This window comes from Hydrogenivirga caldilitoris (assembly GCF_003664005.1).
Taxonomy (GTDB): Bacteria; Aquificota; Aquificia; order Aquificales; family Aquificaceae; genus Hydrogenivirga; species Hydrogenivirga caldilitoris.
The window spans coordinates 721,437-740,205 of the sequence record NZ_RCCJ01000001.1 but is presented as its reverse complement, the minus strand read 5'-3'; the positions used below and the strand labels follow the sequence as shown (position 1 = coordinate 740,205).

Below are 18,769 nucleotides of genomic sequence, written 5' to 3'. Positions count from 1 at the left end.
ATGAGAACAGTTAAGGTCGCCATAGCCGGTCTTGGTAAGGTTGGAAGTGTGTTCCTGGACGCTCTGTTGGAGGCTGGAGCTCACAATATAAAGGTAGTTGCGGTTGCCGAGCCCATAGAGGAGAAGGAGGCTGTCAGGAAAGCCAAGGAAGCTGGAGCAGGATACTTCAAAGACGCGAGAAATCTCCTTGAAGCTCTCGGTGATGAGATAGATGTCCTTTTTGACCTAACCGGTGATGCAGTTCTCAGGACTGAGCTTCACGAGATACTTAGTAGGCAGAGTAACAGAAATACCGTTATAGTCCCGGAAAAGGTAGCTTATCTTGTGTGGGCTTTAATAACAAAGGGAGAAAAGGTGTATCCCAGATAGTCAGGAAACCTCCTTACCTTCTCCTAAAACACTTGATAGGTTTTCAACCGGGAACACACGAGATATACCACCTCTTGCAGACACTCCTATCAACCTGTCAGCAAAGCTTGCCAAGACTTCTCTCAGAGTAACAACTATGAACTGAGCCTCTTTTGATTTTTCCTTTATAAGTTCTCCTACCTTCTTAGCGTTCGCCTCGTCCAGGTGGGCATCAACCTCGTCAAAGTAGTAGAAGGGCGAAGGTTTGTACTCCTGAATCGCAAATATAAGGGAAAGGGCAGCAAGGGTTTTCTCTCCTCCGGACATAGCTTCCAGGTACTGCACGTCCTTACCCCGCGGTTTGACTATGAGGCTTATCCCGCCGCTGAAGGGGTCAATCTCGTTCTCTATAACCATCTGAGCTTTGCCTCCCGGTGAGAGGAAGGAAAATATCTTCTTCAAACTCTTGTTTATATTCTCATAAGCTTCCATAAAGGCGTTGAGTTTCTTGGTCTCAATCTCTTCTATCATGTCCTTTATAGCTTTCCTCTCCTCCTGGAGCTTTTTATGCTTATCCTCGTAATCGTTGTACCTATGGAGCTCCTCATGGTAATCTTCTTCAGCTCTGAGATTCACATTACCAAGATGTTCAAGCTCCCTCTCTATTTTGAAAAGCCTTTCTTTCAACTTATTTAAACCCTCTGTTACATCGGGCAGCTGCCCCTCAAAGTCCAATTCCTGAAGCCTCTGCCTAAGGTCTGCAAGTTTCTGTTGAACTCTACTCAGATTTGCACTCAGGTCACCTACCTTCGTATAGAGGTCCTCCTCCTCAACCCTTAGCCTTCCAAGCTCTGCCTGCAGGTCTCTAACCTCCTCCTCCGTCCTGTCTTTCTCCTTATAGAACTGGTAAACCTGAGCTTCTATATCCTTAACTCTGTTTTCAAGTTCCTCACGTTTTGTCCTGAGCTCCTGTATCTCATGATTCAGCCCCTCGTATTCCCTATCAAGGCTCTCTATGTAGGCTCTTTTCCTCTGAACTTCCTCTTCAACAGCTTTGATCTCCGCCTCCTTATCTCTGAAGGCGAGCTTAATATTCTCAAGTTCAGCCCTCTTATTTTCAACCCTTCTCTTTATACGCTCGTACTCTTGTCTTTTCTCCTCTATTCCAGAAGAACGGTAGTAGTTTATTATGTCCTGCCTTTTAAGGGACAGGTTCTTGAGCTTTTCCTCACTGTACTCTATATCTTCTTTGAGCTTTTTGAGCCTCTCCTTTAGCTCCTCTTCCTGCTCCCTCAATATACCTATGTATTCTTCAGCCTTGGCAAGTTTTTGGTCAAACTCTGCCAGCTTTCTGTCACCCTCTTTAGACAGCTCTTCAAACTCAGAGAGTTTTTTCTCCAGGACCTTCAAAACGCCTTCCTTCTCTGCAATCTCACTCCTCAAGGCTCTGAGCTTTATAAGGGTATCTTGCTCCTTCTCCCTGAGCTCATGTTCTTCCATTTCAAGCTTCCTTCTCTCCTCCTCATAAAACCTCCTTCCGAGCTCACCACCGCTCCTCTGACTTCCTCCCGTGATAACGCCTGTTTTCTCAAAAAGTTCACCGTCAAGGGTAACCATCCTGTAGTTTCCTATACCTATACTCCTTGCAGATTCAAAATCTTGCACTATCAATGTGTCTCCGAAGGCAAACCTTACAGCCCTTTCAAACCTTTCGTCGTACTCCACAAGGTTTATGGCAAAGTCCACAGCACCTTTCACCCTTGGATAGGGGGGTAGGTTTACATCAGCCTTTATTCTGTTCAAAGGTATAAAACTCATACGTCCCAGGTTTCTCTCTCTCAAGAAGTCTATGCACCTCTTCGCAACGTTTTCGTCCTCCACGACCACGTATCTGAGCCTTCCTCCGCCGGCAACCTCAACGGCACGTATGTGTTCGGGGTCTTTAACGGTTATGAGGTCCCCGACAGTTCCGTAAACCCCGTCTATACCCTCAAAGAGGACATCAAGGGGTTCAGAGCTGGCAAGCTTGCTCTCTACGTAAGCCCTTCCTCTTATAACCTCTTCCAGCTTCTTTCTTATGTCTTTGAGTTCCTCCTCAACCCTTTTTATGTACTCCCTTTCCTGTTTGAGTGTATCCTGTTCAACCGCTCTCATCCGGCGGTACTTCTCCAGTTCACCAAAGGATTCCTCTATTTTCTTCCTTGTGGTTTCCTTCTCTTCTTTAAGCCTCTCTATATCCTCGTAAGTTTTCTCAATTTTTAACTCTATTTCTTTCAGTTTGAGTCTTATTGTATTCTCTTCCTGTTTCCTTTCTTCTATATACTCTTTCAGTTGCTTTTCTTTCTCCTCTGCCTTTTCCGCCTCTTCTATGGATACTTTCAATTTATCGTCAAGCTCCTTTAACTCTGAATAGGCTCTTTCCTCCTGGGCTTTAAGTTCCTCATACTCCCTTTCCTTTAGCTCAAGCTCTGAACGAAGAAGCTGCAGCTCCTCTGTGAGATTTTCAATGTCCTTAATTAGATATCCGAGAGCCTTCTCTTCCTTATCCTTTTCAAGGAGGATATCTTCCCTTCTGTGCTCCTTCCTATCTATTTCCTTGCCTATGTGCTCAATGTCGGAGGATATCTTCCCTATTCTCTCTCTGAAGGGGAGTAGCTTATCACTCAAGTCTTTAAGCTTGCCTTCCTTTTCAGCGAGCGTCTCTTCCTTAGATTTTATGTTTTCCTTTATCAGGTTGAGCCTTTCCTGGTAGGCGTTCAGTTCCTCTGACAGTTTGAGTTCTTCAGAACTGTATCTGTTTATCTCCTTTGAGAGTATGGCTATCTCGGTATCCCTCTTCTCCTCCTGAAGTTTTTTGTACTTATCAAGCTTATCCTTCTCCTCCTTAAGTTTACTCAACTGCACCTTTATCTCTTCAAGAAGGAGTTTTAGCTCCCTTATCTTTATGTCAACCTCCATAAGGTCATTTATAGCTTTTTGCTTCTTTGTCTCGTAATCGCTTATTCCAGCTACGTCCTCTATAACCTTCCTCCTCTCAACCGAGGTCATCTTCAGGAACCTTACTATGTCACCCTGGAGAACAACGTTGTATCCGTTATCGTATATCCCCGCCTTGGATAGGAAGTCTCTCAGGTCTTTCTCCCGGACAGTAACACCGTTTACTTTAAAGGTGCTCCTTCCGTCCTGTGTAACTTTTCTTGATACAATCACGTTTTCATCGGGTACAGGAAAGGCTCCCTCGTTTTTGAAATGAACCTCAACGTAGGCGTAAGGGGCTCTTTCCCCATCCTTTGAGAATATGAGGTACGATAGGTTCTTGGCTCTGAGAGTTTTCGTGGTAGCTATTCCAAGAGCGAAGGAAAGAGCGTCCCCTATATTTGATTTACCTGCTCCGTTCGGACCTACTATGGCAACGAAACCGGGACCTATAGGGATTTCCTTTAGCTCCTTGCCGTAAGATTTAAAACCCTCAACAACAATCTTCTCAACAAAAGCTTTCATCTCAACTTCTTTACAATATCCGGGAGCTTCATGAGGGAGGCGTATATACGCCTCCACTTAGTCCACTCTATAGCAGGCAAAGAAGCCCCGTAAACCTTACCCGGTGGGAGGTCCTTTGAGACTCCAGATTTGGCAGTTACCATAACGTTATCCCCTATATAAACATGGTCAGCAACTCCCACCTGCCCTGCGAGTATCACGTTCTTACCCGTCCTGACACTCCCTGAGATTCCCACCTGACTCACTATTATATTCCCCTCACCTATATCACAATTATGAGCAATCATGACAAGATTATCAAGCTTGCTAAATTTACCAACCCGTGTTGAATCTATCATAGCCCTATCTACAGTAGTGTTGGCACCTATTTCAACGAAGTCCTCTATAATGACGTTGCCTATGTGATTAAGCTTCTTTATGCCTCCTTTCCCTATGTGGTATCCGAAACCATCAGCACCGATAACCGTACCACTGTGGATCCTTACACCCTTACCTATAACCGTATTTGGGTATATATGGACCCCACTGAATAGGACCGTACCCTCCCCCACAAAGGTATTGTTTCCTACATAAGTGAAGGGATAGACCTTAACGTCATCCTCAAGGACCACGTTGTCCCCTATGTAGGTGAATGGGGCTATGTAAACCCTTTCCCCTATTGATACGTTTTTACCTATCTGTGCCTTCTCCGATATCCCTTCAGGATGCTCTTCAGGATAAAAACGCTCAAGGAACAGAGCAAGGGCGTAACGAACGTCTTCAACCTTAACGTAGTGGGTAAAGTCAACTTCACGGTTCACCACAAGGGCAGAAGGGTTACCTGCCAAAGCTCTTTCCACGTCTTTCTCGGATTGGCAGAACACTACCGTACCCAACTTAGGGTTCTGGGGCGAGGAGACACCCGCAAGCTCAAGTTCAGGGTCGCCGTAAAGCTCTCCTCCCGTTAGCTCAGCTATATCCTTAAGCTTCATTTCTTTTGAGTGCCGGCATCAACTATCTTTATTATCTCCGTTGTTATATCAAGGTTCGTATCCTTATATATGAAAACGCCGCAGTCCATAACGCCCGTATAGCCCCTCTCCTTTGCCAGCTTTTCCGCCGCTTCTTTCACCCTGTTATACACCATAGTCTCAAGCCTCTCCTTCATCTCCCCCAACTCCTTTTGAGCTTTCGTTTGGAGTTCCCTTGCCTCAGACTCAAGCTTCTGATATTCCTTTATCTTTTGCTCCTTAGCTTGCTGGGATATCGCCTTACTCTCTATCTGCTTCTTCAACTCATCCAGCTGTTGCTCCTTCTTACCAAGCTGAGACTGGTAGTCTATGAGCTTTTCCCTTAGCTCTTTCTGGGCATCAGCCACGAGCTTGGACTCCTGAAGAATCCTGTTGGTGTCTACACAGGCAAAATTGGGAACAGCATAGGAAATCCCCGTCATGAGAATGACCGCCATAAGCAGAGCTAACTTGTACATGGTAACCTCCTTTAAATTTTATTGGTTTCCTCCTAGCTTCAGAAAGATAAATATAGCCCAGCCCGTTATCGCAACGTAAATCCAGACGAAGGCTGTTACGGGTGCTACCTTTTTGTGTTTAGAAAGTTTATCCTTTAATCCGAGGAAGACGGTAACTATTGCCAGGGGTAGATTAATAGCGGCAAGTATAGAATGGGATATCAGGATAAACAGGTACAGACCCTTATAAGGACCTTCATAGGGCTTAGGTGGATACATAAAGTACTTGAGCAGATAGAATACCAGGAAGAGGAGAGCAAGAAAGGAAGCTGAAAGCATAGCCCTTTTATGAAGTTCTCTGTTTCCCTTCTTTATCAGGAAGAGGCCTGTAAGTATCAGGATACCGCTCCCACCTATAGTGAGAAGGCTAAGAGCAGTAAGAAGCTCGTAACTCATTTCAATTTCCCCTCATAAGGTGGACTATAACAAAGGTCATGAAGTAAGTAAGAAGTGCAAATACGACAAGCATAACAGCTATCACTATGCTCGTTTTACGGTTGTGTTTTTTCCTCGCTTCCAAGCTCATACCTTTTAATTATAGAGTAAAGGACGAAGATAACGAACAGAATCCCCCCTATAACCGAAAGAACAGACCCAAGACCCATTATAAGCATGAATACATATACCTTAAAAGACTCAATGTAGCCCGTGCCAAAGGTCTTCCTTGGTGCGCCGTAAACACCTGCCCAGAAAAGTCCCGATGTAAAAAAGAGCATCCCTATCCCGTATAGGTAAGGTTGAAGCCTTATAAGCTTTGGAAGCCCTTCCCTGTAGCCCAACTCCTGAATATAGTGATAGGTAAGACCCATCAAGGCTATAAGTATGCTCGCTATCACGCCGTGGTAGTGGGCCGGTATCCTCAAGTCTGAACCGGCTATCAGGTAGCCCATAAAGGCACCGAATACATACATAACCATGCTCAGAAGAGCGACCCTACCGAAAAAGCTTTTCAAAGAGAGCGCACTTTTGAATATAGAGGCAACAAAGATAAGCGTTGGAACTCCAATACCTAAGGCGTAACCGCTCGTAGTTATGGTTCTCACAGTGTCAGAGAGGGGATTATCCACGAAAAGCTGAAGTAAAAAGTAGAGGACAGGAAAGGGCAGCAGCAGGAATAGTATATATCTCAGCCACCTTGGTGGTTCGTAACCTGAAACCCTGAGTAGTACCATCCACGAGCTGAGCAATAAGGTAGCGTTTATAAATTGGTGTATATGTCCAGGAAGCCAGTATAGACTCTCAAAGTACAGATAAGTTTCGGAGAGCTTGGGTGTCTTCAAAAAGGATATGACCAGGGAAACAGGGAAAAGTAAGGACAGAAGTACAGAAACAGCCATAGCCGCCTCTAAAAGCTCTCCCTTGAACAGAAGAGGAAAGGCTACTTTCAAGAACCTGAGCGAGCTAAGGAAGAAAGCGGCTCCAAAGAATACAACGCCCAAGAAGAAAACAAGATTATCTATCGTAGGTATATAGTTGTTATGAACCGGGGTTCCTAAACCCAAAAGAGCTGACATGAATACCAGAAAGGCACCTCCGTAGGATAGAGCCAGCTCGTAGGTTAGAGGTCTTAAGCCAAAAGTCCTGTACCACAGGGACACCAGAAAGGACAGAAAACCGATTATGAGAGCCAGGTCAACGTGACCTATCAGCCAGTGGTAGAAGAGCTGAGGAGGAAAGAAATCAGCTATACCTGGAGTTCTTGCAAGGGCAACGAGTAAGGCGAAGAAGCCTCCTGCTCCGATTGAAAGTATAAAGAGCAGGAACCATGCTCTCATTAAACTTTCACCAAGTCAATTATCATCATGCTGAAGAGAACAGCTATGTAGATAATTGAGAAGAAGAAAAGCTTCATACTCTCTTCCTTCTTTGAAAATAGGAACTTAAGAGTGTAAACCGTGTAGAGTATACTCAGCACAAGGGCTGTTACAAGGTAAAGCTTTCCGGTCATACCTATAGCGTACGGTATTATGCTGAGTGGTAGGAGTGATACAGTATAGATAAGGGTTTTTATCTTTGTTATGAACACACCCCTGGCAACAGGCAAGGTAGGTACACCAGCTCTTGCATAATCATCTTTATATTTGAGGGCAAGCACCCAGAAGTGGGGGGGTTGCCACATAAACATTATCAGAAAGAGAACAAAGGCTCTAAGGTCAAGCTCTCCTGAGCCTGCTACGTACCCTATTACGGGCGGAAGGGCACCGGATATGCCTCCTACCTCCGTGGCTATTGGTGTTCTTCTCTTAAGTAGAACCGTATACAGAACAACGTAAGAGAAGGAGGCGATCATCGCCAGCAGTGCGGCGGTTGAATTGATAAACACTGTTAAAACAAAGAAGGAAACCAAAATCAATGCTAGTCCAAAGATAAGAGCCCCCGTAGGGTTCACAGCCCCCCTGGGTATAGGTCTTGAAGAAGTCCTCTCCATGACTCTGTCTATATCCCTATCAAAGAACATGTTAATCACGGCAGAACCCGCAGCAGCTAAACCTGTCCCAAGAAGGGTCCAGAAAACTGTGATAGGCTCAAGGTTTCCCTTTGAGCCTATGTACATACCACCAAGGGTAGTTATCAAAACCAGAGTGACGATACCGGGTTTGGTAAGTGCCAGATACTCTTTTAATGTTGAAGTGTAAGACATCGTCTTCTCTACCATGTTTATGCACCTTCCACTTGAACTTCCCTGCCCATAACAAATTTATTTTTTAAAACCGCCGGCGCGACCATATAAGAGAGCCATATTACCAGCAGGAACCCTATAGCTATATGGAAGAAAAGAACAGGCAGGAAAAGCTTTGTTATAACCGTGGCTATACCGGCTACCACCTGTCCCGCCACAAGCAAGAAGGTTACAAAGGTGTACCTGTCAAACTTCTTGAGCATTATATATAAGGTAAAGATAATTAAGCCCATAGCGTAGGTTATGTGGAAAAAATAAGCGAACACGTTAAAATCTGCAGCTTTAACATATCTCACCAGTATACCCACAAGAATTTGAAACATAACAAGAACATACAGAGGCTCCGCAAAGGGTATCTTTGGCTCTTCTTCCACCCTTTCAGCGACAGAAAAGTATGCAAAGGTAAGCCCAGAAAGTATCAATACAGAAAGAATTAGGTGAGAGGTTGTGTATACGTAATGGAGAAACTCCTTTAGAAGAGGTGCCTCTGTTAAAACAACTCTCATTCCCAACAGGGCTTCAAGTATTAAAAAGAGGAATATCCATACCATTGCCTTCCTTGGAAAACCGAGGAAGTTTTTCCATACAAGTACCAAGGAAGCAAGCATTAAAAGACCAGCCACAGCCCCAAGTATTCTATGAGTCTGCTCTATCCATGGTTGAAGCTTCGTTTCAACCACCATAGGAGCTGGAGGGGTCGGTATCTCCTCTTTGAGCTGGAACGGTAGCAACTGCCCGTGGCACAGTGGCCAGTCCGGACAGCCGAGACCACTTCCTGTTGATGTAACTATACCCCCAAAGACCATAAGCACGTAAGTTATAACTATAGACAAGAACAGAACTTTCCTGGTCATCTCACTCTCCTTTTTTAGGTAATGGAAACGGTGGTTCGTTTCTTATATTCTCAAGCTTCTTTATAAAATGCTCTCTGTTTTCTGGGTGCTTAACAAACTGGTAAACCGTAAAGAGGAGGGAAAAGAGGGCAACACTTGCAACGGCAAGACCAACCAGAATCTTACTCCAGTCTCGCTTTGATTCTTCCATCGGAAGGATATTATAAATGGAAAGGGGGAGCAAAAGCTCCCCGAAATGTTCAGAACTTACAGTAGCCGTGTGGGCAGTAGTCCTCTTCAACCTTGGGAGGCTCATCAAAGTTATGGGGTGGTGGTGGTGAAGGCAATCTCCATTCAAGAGAGTTGCTCATCCATGGGTTATCAGGAGCCTTCTCTCCGCTGATAGCACCTTTTATCAGAGACACAAGAGCCAGCAGTATTCCAAAGGCAAGTACAAAGGCTCCGTATGTCTGAAGATGGTGAAGCTCAATCCAGCTCTCTATCGGTGGATAATCGTAATATCTCCTTGGCATACCCCATATACCTACTATCAGCTGAGCAAAGTAAAGAACGTTTGAACCCAGCATTACCAACCAGAAGCTGACTTTTCCTAGACCCTCAGAGTACATTTTTCCAGTCACTTTGGGCCACCAGTAGAAGAACCCTGCAAAGGCTGCGAGGGTAACAGCCATTCCCAGAACGTAGTGGAAGTGTCCAACAACGAAGTAAGAGTCGTGCACAGCCACATCAAAAGCTGGTATACCAAGGGGAATACCCGTGAGTCCACCTATGAGGAACATAAATATTGCTCCTAAAGCGTAAAGCATAGGGGTCTTGTAGAGTATCGCAGCCCTGTAGAGCGTAGCTACCCAGTTGAAAATCTTGATGCCGGTTGGTACAGCTATTAGGAGCGTGGTGTAAGACATAAGTATCTTTACCCAGTCAGGTATACCTGAAACGAACATGTGGTGGGTCCAGACCATGAATCCCACAAGGGCTATAGCCCATATAGCTATCGCCATTGACCTGTATCCAAATATCGGCTTTCTGGCAAAGGCAGAAACAACTTCGGAGATTATACCGAAGCCGGGAAGAACCATAACATAAACCGCTGGATGGGAGTAAAACCAGAAGAGGTTCTGATAGAGAACGGGGTCTCCTCCTCTGGAAGGGTCAAAGAAACTTGTCTTGAGGTAAGTGTCAAGAAAGAGCATTGTAACCGCACCGGCAACCGAAGGAACTCCCAAAAGCTGTATAACGTTTGCAGCCATTATCCCGTGTATGAACAGGTTGAGATTGAAAAACCCAATACCGGGCTGCCTCATCATTATAACGGTGGTTATGAAGTTAACCGCACCGGCTATTGAAGCAAAACCCGTTAGGTGCCATATGAAAACAAAAAGTGCTGTCTGTCCTGCGAATCCTATGCCTTCAGTTGAAGCGAGTGGGGGGTATCCCGTCCACATGGTCATTATTTGGTTTCCAGGTATGAAGGTGAGCAGGGCTATAACGCTTGCGGCGAAGAACATCCAGTAACCGAGGGCGTTCAATCTCGGAAAGGCAACGTCCCTTGCCCCTATCATCAGGGGTATTAGGAAGTTGGCAAAGGAAGCCCATATACCTATAGCCCACCAGAGAAGTATCACCGTTCCGTGAACGGTCAGGAACCAGTTGTAGGTTTCAGGTTTCACGTATTGGGCTCCGGGATTGAAGAGTTCAAGCCTCATTCCAAGAGCCATCAGACCACCGACGATGAAGAAAAGCGTGGAGGTTACACCGTACATTATCCCTATCTTCTTGTGGTCTGTTGTAAAGATCCACTCCCAGATGGAAGCAGCAAACCAAGGTTTATGCGCGGGCAAAGCCTCTCTCATCTCACTACCTCCTGAGCCCTATTGTTCTTTACAATTTTAAAAGCCTTATCTTCTAAGCTGGCGACCTCACCCTTTAGCCACTTCTCAAACTCTTCTTTTGGCACAACTTTGAGCTTTGCGAACATCCTTGAGTGCCACTGACCACAGTACTCTCTGCAGAACACCCAATACTCACCGGGTTTATTTATCTGGAACCAGGTATAGGTTGTTCTTCCTGGAACCATGTCCTGTGTCACACCTGCAGGCTGAACGTAGAAAGAGTGTATGACATCCTGAGAGGTAAGGACCGCCTTTATGGGAACTCCAGCCGGTATGTAAGCGTAGTTCTGGAAGACACCGTCAACGCTGTAGCACTCATCAGGCTTACACTTCTTATCCTCTGTATCCTTTATAGCCTGTGCTATAACCATCTTGCCGTTAGGATACTGGAACATCCAGCCCCAGGCGAAGGCGGTTACCTTAAGCTCCATAGCGTTCTCGGGAGGTTTTCTCATCTGGGTAAATAGGGCAAATCCATGGGTGGCAAGGTAAAGAACTATTATTAGAGGAACTATCGTCCACAGAGCTTCCAGTCCCCAGTGACCCTCGTGCTCCTGATCCCCTACCTCTCTTTCATTGGGCTTGAACCTGTATTTAATCATGAAGTACAGGGAGGGGACAGCTACAACTATGTAGATAACAACAGCTATAACAAGCCATATCTTGTATATCACCTCCCACAGGTCATGAGGTCTTGCCAGAACATTTACATCTGCTTCGCCTGCAAAAGCTAACCCTGCAAGGAGTAGAAAAACCAAGAACTTCATTCTGAGCACCTCCTGAATTTCATATCTTAAGTCCGCCAACAACATAGGCGGTGCTTGCAACCAAAAGCCACATGACGTCAACGAAGTGCCAGTATGCACTTGTTGTCCTGAATATGGTCATCCTCTCCGGGGTTATCTTGCCAGCGAGGGTAAATACTGCAACGTAGGCTTGCAAGACAAGACCCACTATAACGTGAGAAGTGTGTATGCCGGTAAGCGTGTAGAAGCCTGTTCCGTACATGTTTGAGCTTATTGTGAAACCCTCATGCCAGAGGTGTCTCCACTCCATTATGTGAAGCACTGCAAAGAGGAGACCAAAGAACATAGTCAGAAGGAGCATAGCCACCGCCTTACCCCTTTCGCCATGGTGCATAGCAGACTCACCCTTCCATATGGTGAAGCTTGAAGCCCAGAGTATAAGGGTGAGAATTATCGGCATCTTCAGGTTCATAGCTTCGGGTATCCACTGGCTTACCCACGTGTCCGCGTGTATAGCTCTTGCTGTCCAGAAGGCTGCAAATACAGTTCCGAAAATGATTATCTCGGAAATGATGAAAAGGTAAATCCCAAGATTCCCAAAGCCTTCCTCATGCCCTACCGTAAAGAATTCGTTAGCCCATCCTGCCATTCCTATTATCACAAGCACAGCGGCTATACCCCCAAGCACGAGAGCTAACATGGGGTTATGCCATGCAAAGTAGGCTGTGATGGAGATAGGCGTTAAGAGTATCCCTATCCCCACAGGAAGGGGCCATACGCTTACTTCATGCTCTCCGTGGTGGTGAGCAACCTCATGAGCCATTCCTGAACCTCCTATTTTTTATAGAACAGTGTTCTATTTTACACGGAAGATTACATGATAACCATACTCAAAAAGGGGTTTCCGCTATAAGATTTGCTTAAGGTCTTTTTCAATTTCCTTATACTCTCCCAACCTTACCTTTACCACCTTTCCTTCCCTGTTTATGAGGAAGGATGTAGGGAGTCCCTGGATACCGTACAGGGAGGTGATATTCCTGTCATCAAAGAGCACGGTAAAGCTCAACTTATACTCCTTAACGAATTTCTTTACTGGGTCCAGAGAGCTATCAGTGCTAACAGCAAGCACTTCAAAACCTTTGTTTCTATACGTCCTATATACCCTCTCAAAGAGAGGCATCTCCTCCCTGCATGGTGGACACCATGTAGCCCAGAAGTTTACCAGAACAACCTTGCCCCTGTAGTCTTCAAGGGAAACTTCCTTACCCTCAATAGTTTTCAATTTAAAGTTAGGTGCCTCCTTACCAGGCAAGACACCAGCGATGTTCTCCTGGTGAGAGTTCGTGACCAACCCAAGATAAAGCATGAGAGCCACAAGGAGTATTCCCAAACCGTAAGCTATGTTCTTACTCATACCTTCTTAAACTCTACAGGGAGCTCCCTTGGAGGAACGCCCGTATATTCGGTTTCCTCCTCCTCGTTTAGCCTCTTGGAAAAGGGCTTTTCCGTGGTCAGCTCTTCATATACGTGAGCCACAAGCCCTGGAACCCTTCCTATTATAAAGAAACCCTTTCCAAGCCTCCAATCAAAACCCATCTCCGAAGCGACGGCAGCTATAGCACCGTCCACGTTAAGGACGATCCTCTTACCCTTCTGCTTGAATATCTCTTCTTCAACCTTTTCCGCAAACTCACAGTGTTTCCCATAGAAGCCGTAGGTCTTGGCGAGCTCCATCAACCTTCTGGTCCTTGGGTCAAATTCCTTGTAGTATCTATGACCAAAGCCCGGTATAGGCTTTTTCTGAGACATGTACTCCGAGACCACTTCATTTACAGGTCTGCCACTGGCTACATTCTCCTGAATGAACCTCATGGCGTCCTCAAGGGCTCCTCCATGGGCTGAGCCAAAAGCCATCACACCTGCAGCAACACCAACGTTAAGAGAATTTCCACCGCTTGCAACAGCCCTGGCGGCTATAACAGAGGGAGGCGCTATACCGTGGTCAATAACCGAGACGAAGATAGCCTCCATCATCTTTGACTCTGCTTCATTAGGCAACTCCCCTTTGAGCACGAGATATATCGCCTGAGCAAAGCTCAGATTTCCAACAAGGTCAAGGAGTCTGTAGCCTCTCACGTAAGTTTCGTGTTCCACGTGCCGGGTTATAGCCGTTCTCCACTTTTTCTCCGCCATTCTTACTCTCCTAAAAAGGTGTTTTAAAAATATTACCACACTTGACTTACAGAAGTCGCTTGGGTAAATTATTGCCATGCTCAAGGTAAAGCTAACGAGCGTTCTGTTTTTTTTCTTTTTGCTCTCACCGGTCTTCGCTCTACCTAACGTGGAAGTCCCCTTCGTAAAGCTCTCCTTCCTGAACCTCAAAGAAGACCTTGAAGAAGCAAAACAGAAAGGAAAGTTTCTCTTTATCATGTTTCATCAAGAGGCTTGCCCTTTCTGTGACAAGATGTACCGGGTTACGTTCCAAGACCCTGAGGTGAAGAGCTACTTCACGAAACACTTCTATATGGTTTTGATAGATATAAAAGGTTCAAACCCTGTGGTTGACTTTGATGGTAAGGAGATGACCGAGAAGGAGTTTGCCCACAAGCACAGGGTAAGAGCCACGCCTGTCTTTCTCTTCGTGGACTATGAGGGGAAGCAGATTTTGAAGATGGTAGGTTACATACCTGCCAAGGACTGGCTCCTTATAGGGAGATATATAGCTGAAGGGCATTACAGAGAAAAGAGTTTTTACAAGTTTCTGAGAGAAGAGAGAGAAAAGAGCGGATAGCGATGGCATTCTTACTTATACTCATGTTGGTTTCTCTCTCCCTTTCCCAGGAGCTTCCTGTTTTAGGTCCCAAGAAGGCTGTAGAGATCGCCCTTGAGAATAACAGGGAGATAGGGAGAATTAAAAACGAGCTGCTTTCTCTGGAGGACCTTTACAGGGCAGAAAAGTGGGACAGGTTTTCACCTAAGGTTGACCTCTTTGTAGACAAAGACGGCTTTAACTTCTTTGGTCAGGTTCTCTTGCTTGACTTTGGCAACAGGTTAGCCCGGATAAGGTCGGTGGAGATAAGCACAAAGATAAAGAGGGAGCTCTTGGAGGAATTTAAAAGGCAGGTGAAGATAAAGACCGTAAAGCTGTTCATGGACTTGGCTTTAGCTGAAAAACTGGCTGAAGTCAAAAGGGAAGAGATGGCTGTTGCCTACGTCAGATTTGACAGGGAAAGAGAAAGGCTGGAGAGAGGTCTCTCGGACAGAGTTAAGGTGGCAGAATGGGAGGCAACCTACAGGAGGTTTAGAACACAGCTTATGGAAGCCCAGAGAAAGTATAACGAAACCCTATATGAACTGAAGAGGTTCCTGGGTATAGATGTTGATAAACCTCTCCAGGTCAAAATGGATGAGCTTCTATCCTTTGAAGTTCCCGAAAACAAGACTATAGACACAGACCTTTTAAAAGATAGGTACACAGGTAATTACCTTCTTAAGGTTAAAGAGCTTGAGGTAGCCTACTTTGAAAGCAGGGCTAAGGAAGAAAAAAGGATACTTTACCCGGAGCTGTACGCTTACCTTGAAGTGAAGAATAAATACGAGCACATGGATAGATTCAAAAGTGAGGGGAACGTAGTGCTCCGGATTCCTCTATTTGATGGAAGGTCTTCGTTCTTCAGGGAGAGGAGCTTCTTAGACTTAAAAAGAGCTGTTGAGGTTGAAAGAAAGGACGTGGAGGAGAGTATAAAGAGGGACATACTGAAGGCTCCCTACCTCTGGGAAGAGCTCTACGCCAAATATCAGGATGCGGTAACCTATGACAGATGGGCTCAGGAAAACCTTGACCTGTCACGGTCCAACTATGAGCTTGAACTGGCTTTTGACCTTGGCTACGCTATGTCAACCAAGACGGAGGCGGAAAGAAGGGTCATGCAAGCAAAATTTGAAATGATACTCTTTCTTATGAGACTTTATGACCTGTTAGGAGAAGACCCGATGAAGGTTTTTGAAGAGAAGGTTCCTTTCTTTAAGGAAAAGGTAGAAGAGATATGAAACCGTGTGAGAGGAGGAGCAGATGAGGTTTCTGTTGGTATTGCTTTTGCTGTTAGGCTCAGCTGTGGCAGCGGAGATTAAGGTATACACCATAGTAACCGGAAAGGTTGCAAAGGTGTTTGTCAAGGAGGGAGAAAGGGTAAAGAGAGGACAACTCCTGATGAACATTGACCCGGCTATATATGCTGCGGAGAAGGAAAAACTCCTCGGAAGAAAGAAGGAGCTGGAAGCTAAACTCTGGAAGGTAGAAAGGGACTATAACAGACTCAAAGAGCTTTTTGATAGAGACCTTCTGGCTGAAAGCACCCTTGAAGATAAAAAGATAGAGTATGATACCCTTAAGGCTCAGCTCCAGCAGGTTGAGGGTGAGATAAAAAGGGTTGAGGTCTTCATATCCTATACAGAGATAACCTCTCCTGTTGACGGTAGAATTGTGAAAATTCTCGCCCCTGAAGGTTCCTATGTGAACGGGGAGCTTCAAGCTCAACCTGTCATAATAATTCAGTCTCCGAGTAGGTAAACCTTACCGCCCAGGTCAAGGACGTACAGGTTACCCTCCGTGTCTTCAGCGAAAGAGGATATTCTGATACTCGCATCAAGAAGCAAAAGGGCTTTGTATTCCTCACCCATCTTGAAGAGAGCCCATATCCTTCCAGAGCAGTAGTCTCCGAAAAGGTAAGCCCCGTAAAGCTCCTTTATCTTTTTCCCCCTGTAAACGTACCCCCCTATAACGGCACAGTTTCCATCCCTCAGGGGATACTCGTAAACTGGAAAGGTGTAGTTGTCCCTTGACAGACAACCTTCAAGGTTATAGGGATGGTTCCCCTCATAGCACCTCCATCCGTAGTTCTTCCCCTTATCAACCAGGTTTACCTCCTCCCACCTGTCCTGACCAACATCGCCCACCCAGAGTTCCCCCGTTATCCTGTCAAAGCTGAACCTCCAGGGATTTCTCAACCCCCAGGCGTAAATCTCCGGCTTTCCACTCCCTTTGGCAAAGGGATTATCCGAGGGTACAGAGTAAGGGTCTCCTCTATCAACATCAATCCTGATTATTGAACCAAGCAGTGTTTGAACGTTCTGAGCATGGTTGTAAGGGTCTCCGGCTGAACCTCCGTCTCCAAAGGCGACGTACAGATAACCGTCAGGTCCAAAGGCTATCATCCCACCGTTATGATTGGAGAAGGGTTGCTTTAGCTTCAGTATTACCTTCTCAGAGGTTGGGTCTGCCTTTTGAGCATTAAGGGCTTTGAAGCGGGCAACCACAGAGTTCATCGCCTTGTCCGTATAGTAAACAAAAAGATACCCGTTCTCCACAAACTTCGGATGAAAAGCCATACCGAGAAGCCCCATTTCACCACCGTTTTCCACCCTATCCCTCAGGTCAAGAAAAACCTTAGCTGCCTTGTCCCCTTTCTTAAAGGTCTTTATCACCCCATTTTGCTCAAGGAGGTAAAACCTGTTCTTTTCAACAGGAGACTCAATCATGAAGACAGGCTTTGTAAAGCTCATACCAAAGACATCGTGTAGCTTAAGCTCTAAAGAGAAGGAGAAAGTAAAAAAGAGAAGAACCAGGAAGCTCACCATCGTCTAAAATATAAGGTATGAATCCAGTGAAAGTTATATCGGGAGAAATCAGGAAACTGCGGGATAGGGTGTCCAAAGTTGAAGAAGCCCTCAAACACATACCAAAAGAGATAGGGGAGCTTGAAACCCAGCTTGATACGGTGAGAAACCTCCTTACCCAGAAGGAGAGCGAATCCCTTGAGGTTGTGAGGGAAATTAGAAAACTTGAGCACGAATTCACCGAGGTGAAACAGAAGGTTTTCTATCACGACAAATACCTGAGGAGGGCAGAGTCTCCAAGGGAGTACGAGAGGATGATAAAAGAGAGAGACAGACTCACCTCCAAGGCTTTTGAACTGAATAACAGAATAGCGGAGCTTAGGTCCAGGTACGACAAACTGAAGGCTGAGGAGCTTGACCTCTACCAGAAGGAACAGGCTCTTGAGAAGGAGCTCTACCAGAAGAAGAGAGAGTATGGAGCTCTCCTAAACGAGCTCAGAGGTCTCAGCAACCTACTTGAGAGGAAAGTGAGGGAATTAGAGGAAAAGTTTAATCTGTGATGGGCCTTCTCTACACAGAGTTTAAGCTGAGGGGCACCACTTTAAGAAACAGGCTAGTCATGTCTCCCATGTGTATGTACTCTTCCCAAAACGGTTACGTATCGGACTGGCATATGGTTCACTACCCATCAAGGGCAGTCGGGGGAGCAGGGCTTATAATCCTTGAAGCCACTGCGGTAGAAGAGAGAGGCAGGATATCGCCTTTAGACCTTGGGATATACAGAGATGAGCATACTGAAGGTCTCTCCAGACTCTGCAAATTGTGTAAGGAGTTTGGTGCTAAGGTTGGTATCCAGTTAGCTCACGCCGGTAGAAAAGCTGAGAGCTACCCTCCCTGGGAAAGGGATAAGGTAAAGGTCAGAGGGACAAAGGATGCCATAGCTCCCAGCTCCATACCTTTTGGAAAAAACTGGCTTCCACCGAGGGAAGCAACCTTAGAGGATATAAAAGAGATTCAGAACTCATACAGACTTGCCTTCAAAAGGGCTGTTGAGGCAGGTTTTGATCTGATTGAAATACACGCTGCCCACGGATACCTGATACATGAATTTTTATCCCCATTAACTAACAAAAGAGAGGATAGCTATGGCGGTTCCTTTGAAAACAGGGTGAGATTTCTTATTGAAGTTGTGAGGATAGCAAGAAAGGAGATTCCGGACAACATACCCCTTTCCGTAAGAATTTCTGCTGTTGACTACGTTGAGGGCGGATGGACTCTTGAGGAGAGTATTGAACTTGTGAAACTCCTAAAGGAAGAGGGTGTTGACCTTATAGATTGTTCTTCCGGTAGGATATCAGAGGAGGAGGGTTTTGTAGAGTATCCCGGTCACCAGGTCCCCTTTGCAGAGGAGATAAGGAAGAAAACCGATGCAAGGACTATGGCTGTTGGTGTGATAAGGACTTACGAACAGGCTGAGGAGATAATTTCAAACGGAAGGGCGGACCTTGTGGCGATAGGAAGGGAGTTTTTAAGGGACCCTTACCTGCCTCTTAGATGGGCAAAACAGGCGGGTTTAAAACCTGAAGTACCAAGGCAGTATATAAGAGCCTGGTAAGGAGGTGGTG

At 45.7% G+C, this 18,769-nt stretch carries 21 protein-coding genes; 6 read left to right on the top strand and 15 right to left on the bottom strand.

Features of this window, described 5'->3' with window-relative positions:
- On the top strand, positions 1 to 369 hold the full coding sequence (locus BCF55_RS04040) for a Gfo/Idh/MocA family oxidoreductase (RefSeq protein WP_121010347.1): 369 nt from the start codon (positions 1 to 3) through the stop codon (positions 367 to 369).
- Here the strand turns inward: BCF55_RS04040 and smc are convergent, their stop codons facing one another.
- The 14 genes from smc to BCF55_RS03975 all read right to left on the bottom strand — a co-directional run bounded on the left by smc (position 370) and on the right by BCF55_RS03975 (position 13,721).
- Positions 370 to 3,849 (bottom strand): chromosome segregation protein SMC, encoded by a 3,480-nt coding sequence (gene smc / locus BCF55_RS04035; RefSeq protein ID WP_121010344.1) that lies wholly within the window; start codon positions 3,847 to 3,849, stop codon positions 370 to 372.
- Positions 3,846 to 4,820, bottom strand: a complete 975-nt coding sequence (gene lpxD / locus BCF55_RS04030) for a UDP-3-O-(3-hydroxymyristoyl)glucosamine N-acyltransferase (RefSeq protein WP_121010341.1) — start codon at positions 4,818 to 4,820, stop codon at positions 3,846 to 3,848. Before lpxD ends, smc begins: the two co-directional genes overlap by 4 nt.
- Positions 4,817 to 5,317, bottom strand: coding sequence for an OmpH/Skp family outer membrane protein (locus BCF55_RS04025; RefSeq protein WP_121010338.1), 501 nt, complete (start codon positions 5,315 to 5,317; stop codon positions 4,817 to 4,819). Before BCF55_RS04025 ends, lpxD begins: the two co-directional genes overlap by 4 nt.
- Positions 5,318 to 5,335: 18 nt before the next feature.
- Positions 5,336 to 5,752 carry a DUF420 domain-containing protein gene (locus BCF55_RS04020; protein ID WP_121010335.1) on the bottom strand — a complete coding sequence of 139 codons (417 nt, stop codon included), beginning with the start codon at positions 5,750 to 5,752 and terminating at the stop codon, positions 5,336 to 5,338.
- Position 5,753: 1 nt separating this feature from the next.
- Positions 5,754 to 5,882, bottom strand: a complete 129-nt coding sequence (locus tag BCF55_RS09820) for a hypothetical protein (RefSeq protein ID WP_274542099.1) — start codon at positions 5,880 to 5,882, stop codon at positions 5,754 to 5,756.
- Entirely contained in the window at positions 5,848 to 7,131 is a 1,284-nt protein-coding gene (locus BCF55_RS04015) for a heme-copper oxidase family protein (RefSeq protein ID WP_121010332.1), read from the bottom strand. Before BCF55_RS04015 ends, BCF55_RS09820 begins: the two co-directional genes overlap by 35 nt.
- On the bottom strand, positions 7,131 to 8,012 hold the full coding sequence (cyoE, locus tag BCF55_RS04010; RefSeq protein WP_121010329.1) for a heme o synthase: 882 nt from the start codon (positions 8,010 to 8,012) through the stop codon (positions 7,131 to 7,133). The genes BCF55_RS04015 and cyoE overlap by 1 nt, the downstream gene beginning before the upstream one ends.
- 2 nt (positions 8,013 to 8,014) lie before the next feature.
- On the bottom strand, positions 8,015 to 8,890 hold the full coding sequence (locus BCF55_RS04005; RefSeq protein ID WP_121010326.1) for a COX15/CtaA family protein: 876 nt from the start codon (positions 8,888 to 8,890) through the stop codon (positions 8,015 to 8,017).
- Between the two features lies 1 nt (position 8,891).
- Complete coding sequence (locus BCF55_RS04000; protein WP_121010323.1) at positions 8,892 to 9,080, bottom strand: hypothetical protein; 189 nt, start codon at positions 9,078 to 9,080, stop codon at positions 8,892 to 8,894.
- 49 nt (positions 9,081 to 9,129) lie between these two features.
- The gene (locus BCF55_RS03995; protein ID WP_121010320.1) at positions 9,130 to 10,743 is read right to left on the bottom strand and encodes a cytochrome c oxidase subunit I; all 1,614 of its coding nucleotides are present in this window, start codon (positions 10,741 to 10,743) and stop codon (positions 9,130 to 9,132) included.
- Positions 10,740 to 11,549 (bottom strand): cytochrome c oxidase subunit II, encoded by an 810-nt coding sequence (coxB, locus tag BCF55_RS03990; protein ID WP_121010317.1) that lies wholly within the window; start codon positions 11,547 to 11,549, stop codon positions 10,740 to 10,742. Before coxB ends, BCF55_RS03995 begins: the two co-directional genes overlap by 4 nt.
- A gap of 19 nt (positions 11,550 to 11,568) precedes the next feature.
- Positions 11,569 to 12,351, bottom strand: coding sequence for a cytochrome c oxidase subunit 3 (locus BCF55_RS03985; protein ID WP_121010314.1), 783 nt, complete (start codon positions 12,349 to 12,351; stop codon positions 11,569 to 11,571).
- 84 nt (positions 12,352 to 12,435) lie between these two features.
- Positions 12,436 to 12,942 (bottom strand): peroxiredoxin family protein, encoded by a 507-nt coding sequence (locus tag BCF55_RS03980; RefSeq protein ID WP_121010311.1) that lies wholly within the window; start codon positions 12,940 to 12,942, stop codon positions 12,436 to 12,438.
- Positions 12,939 to 13,721 (bottom strand): citryl-CoA lyase, encoded by a 783-nt coding sequence (locus tag BCF55_RS03975; protein ID WP_121010308.1) that lies wholly within the window; start codon positions 13,719 to 13,721, stop codon positions 12,939 to 12,941. The genes BCF55_RS03980 and BCF55_RS03975 overlap by 4 nt, the downstream gene beginning before the upstream one ends.
- A gap of 76 nt (positions 13,722 to 13,797) precedes the next feature.
- Here BCF55_RS03975 and BCF55_RS03970 point away from each other — a divergent pair, with 76 nt between their 5' ends.
- Genes BCF55_RS03970 through BCF55_RS03960 form a run of 3 tightly spaced genes read left to right on the top strand, consistent with a single transcriptional unit; the run spans position 13,798 to position 16,098 of the window.
- On the top strand, positions 13,798 to 14,319 hold the full coding sequence (locus BCF55_RS03970; protein ID WP_121010306.1) for a thioredoxin family protein: 522 nt from the start codon (positions 13,798 to 13,800) through the stop codon (positions 14,317 to 14,319).
- A 2-nt stretch (positions 14,320 to 14,321) separates the two neighbouring features.
- Positions 14,322 to 15,578 (top strand): TolC family protein, encoded by a 1,257-nt coding sequence (locus BCF55_RS03965; RefSeq protein WP_121010304.1) that lies wholly within the window; start codon positions 14,322 to 14,324, stop codon positions 15,576 to 15,578.
- Between the two features lie 22 nt (positions 15,579 to 15,600).
- Entirely contained in the window at positions 15,601 to 16,098 is a 498-nt protein-coding gene (locus tag BCF55_RS03960) for an efflux RND transporter periplasmic adaptor subunit (protein WP_121010303.1), read from the top strand.
- On the opposite strand, the gene BCF55_RS03955 is transcribed toward BCF55_RS03960, so the two are convergent.
- Complete coding sequence (locus tag BCF55_RS03955) at positions 16,080 to 17,165, bottom strand: PQQ-dependent sugar dehydrogenase (RefSeq protein ID WP_121010301.1); 1,086 nt, start codon at positions 17,163 to 17,165, stop codon at positions 16,080 to 16,082. The genes BCF55_RS03960 and BCF55_RS03955 overlap by 19 nt on opposite strands.
- A 17-nt stretch (positions 17,166 to 17,182) precedes the next feature.
- On the opposite strand from BCF55_RS03955, the gene BCF55_RS03950 reads away from it, so the two are divergent.
- Entirely contained in the window at positions 17,183 to 17,704 is a 522-nt protein-coding gene (locus tag BCF55_RS03950; protein ID WP_121010299.1) for a coiled-coil domain-containing protein, read from the top strand.
- Positions 17,704 to 18,759, top strand: a complete 1,056-nt coding sequence (locus tag BCF55_RS03945) for an NADH:flavin oxidoreductase/NADH oxidase (protein ID WP_121010297.1) — start codon at positions 17,704 to 17,706, stop codon at positions 18,757 to 18,759. Before BCF55_RS03950 ends, BCF55_RS03945 begins: the two co-directional genes overlap by 1 nt.
- Positions 18,760 to 18,769 lie beyond the last annotated feature (10 nt).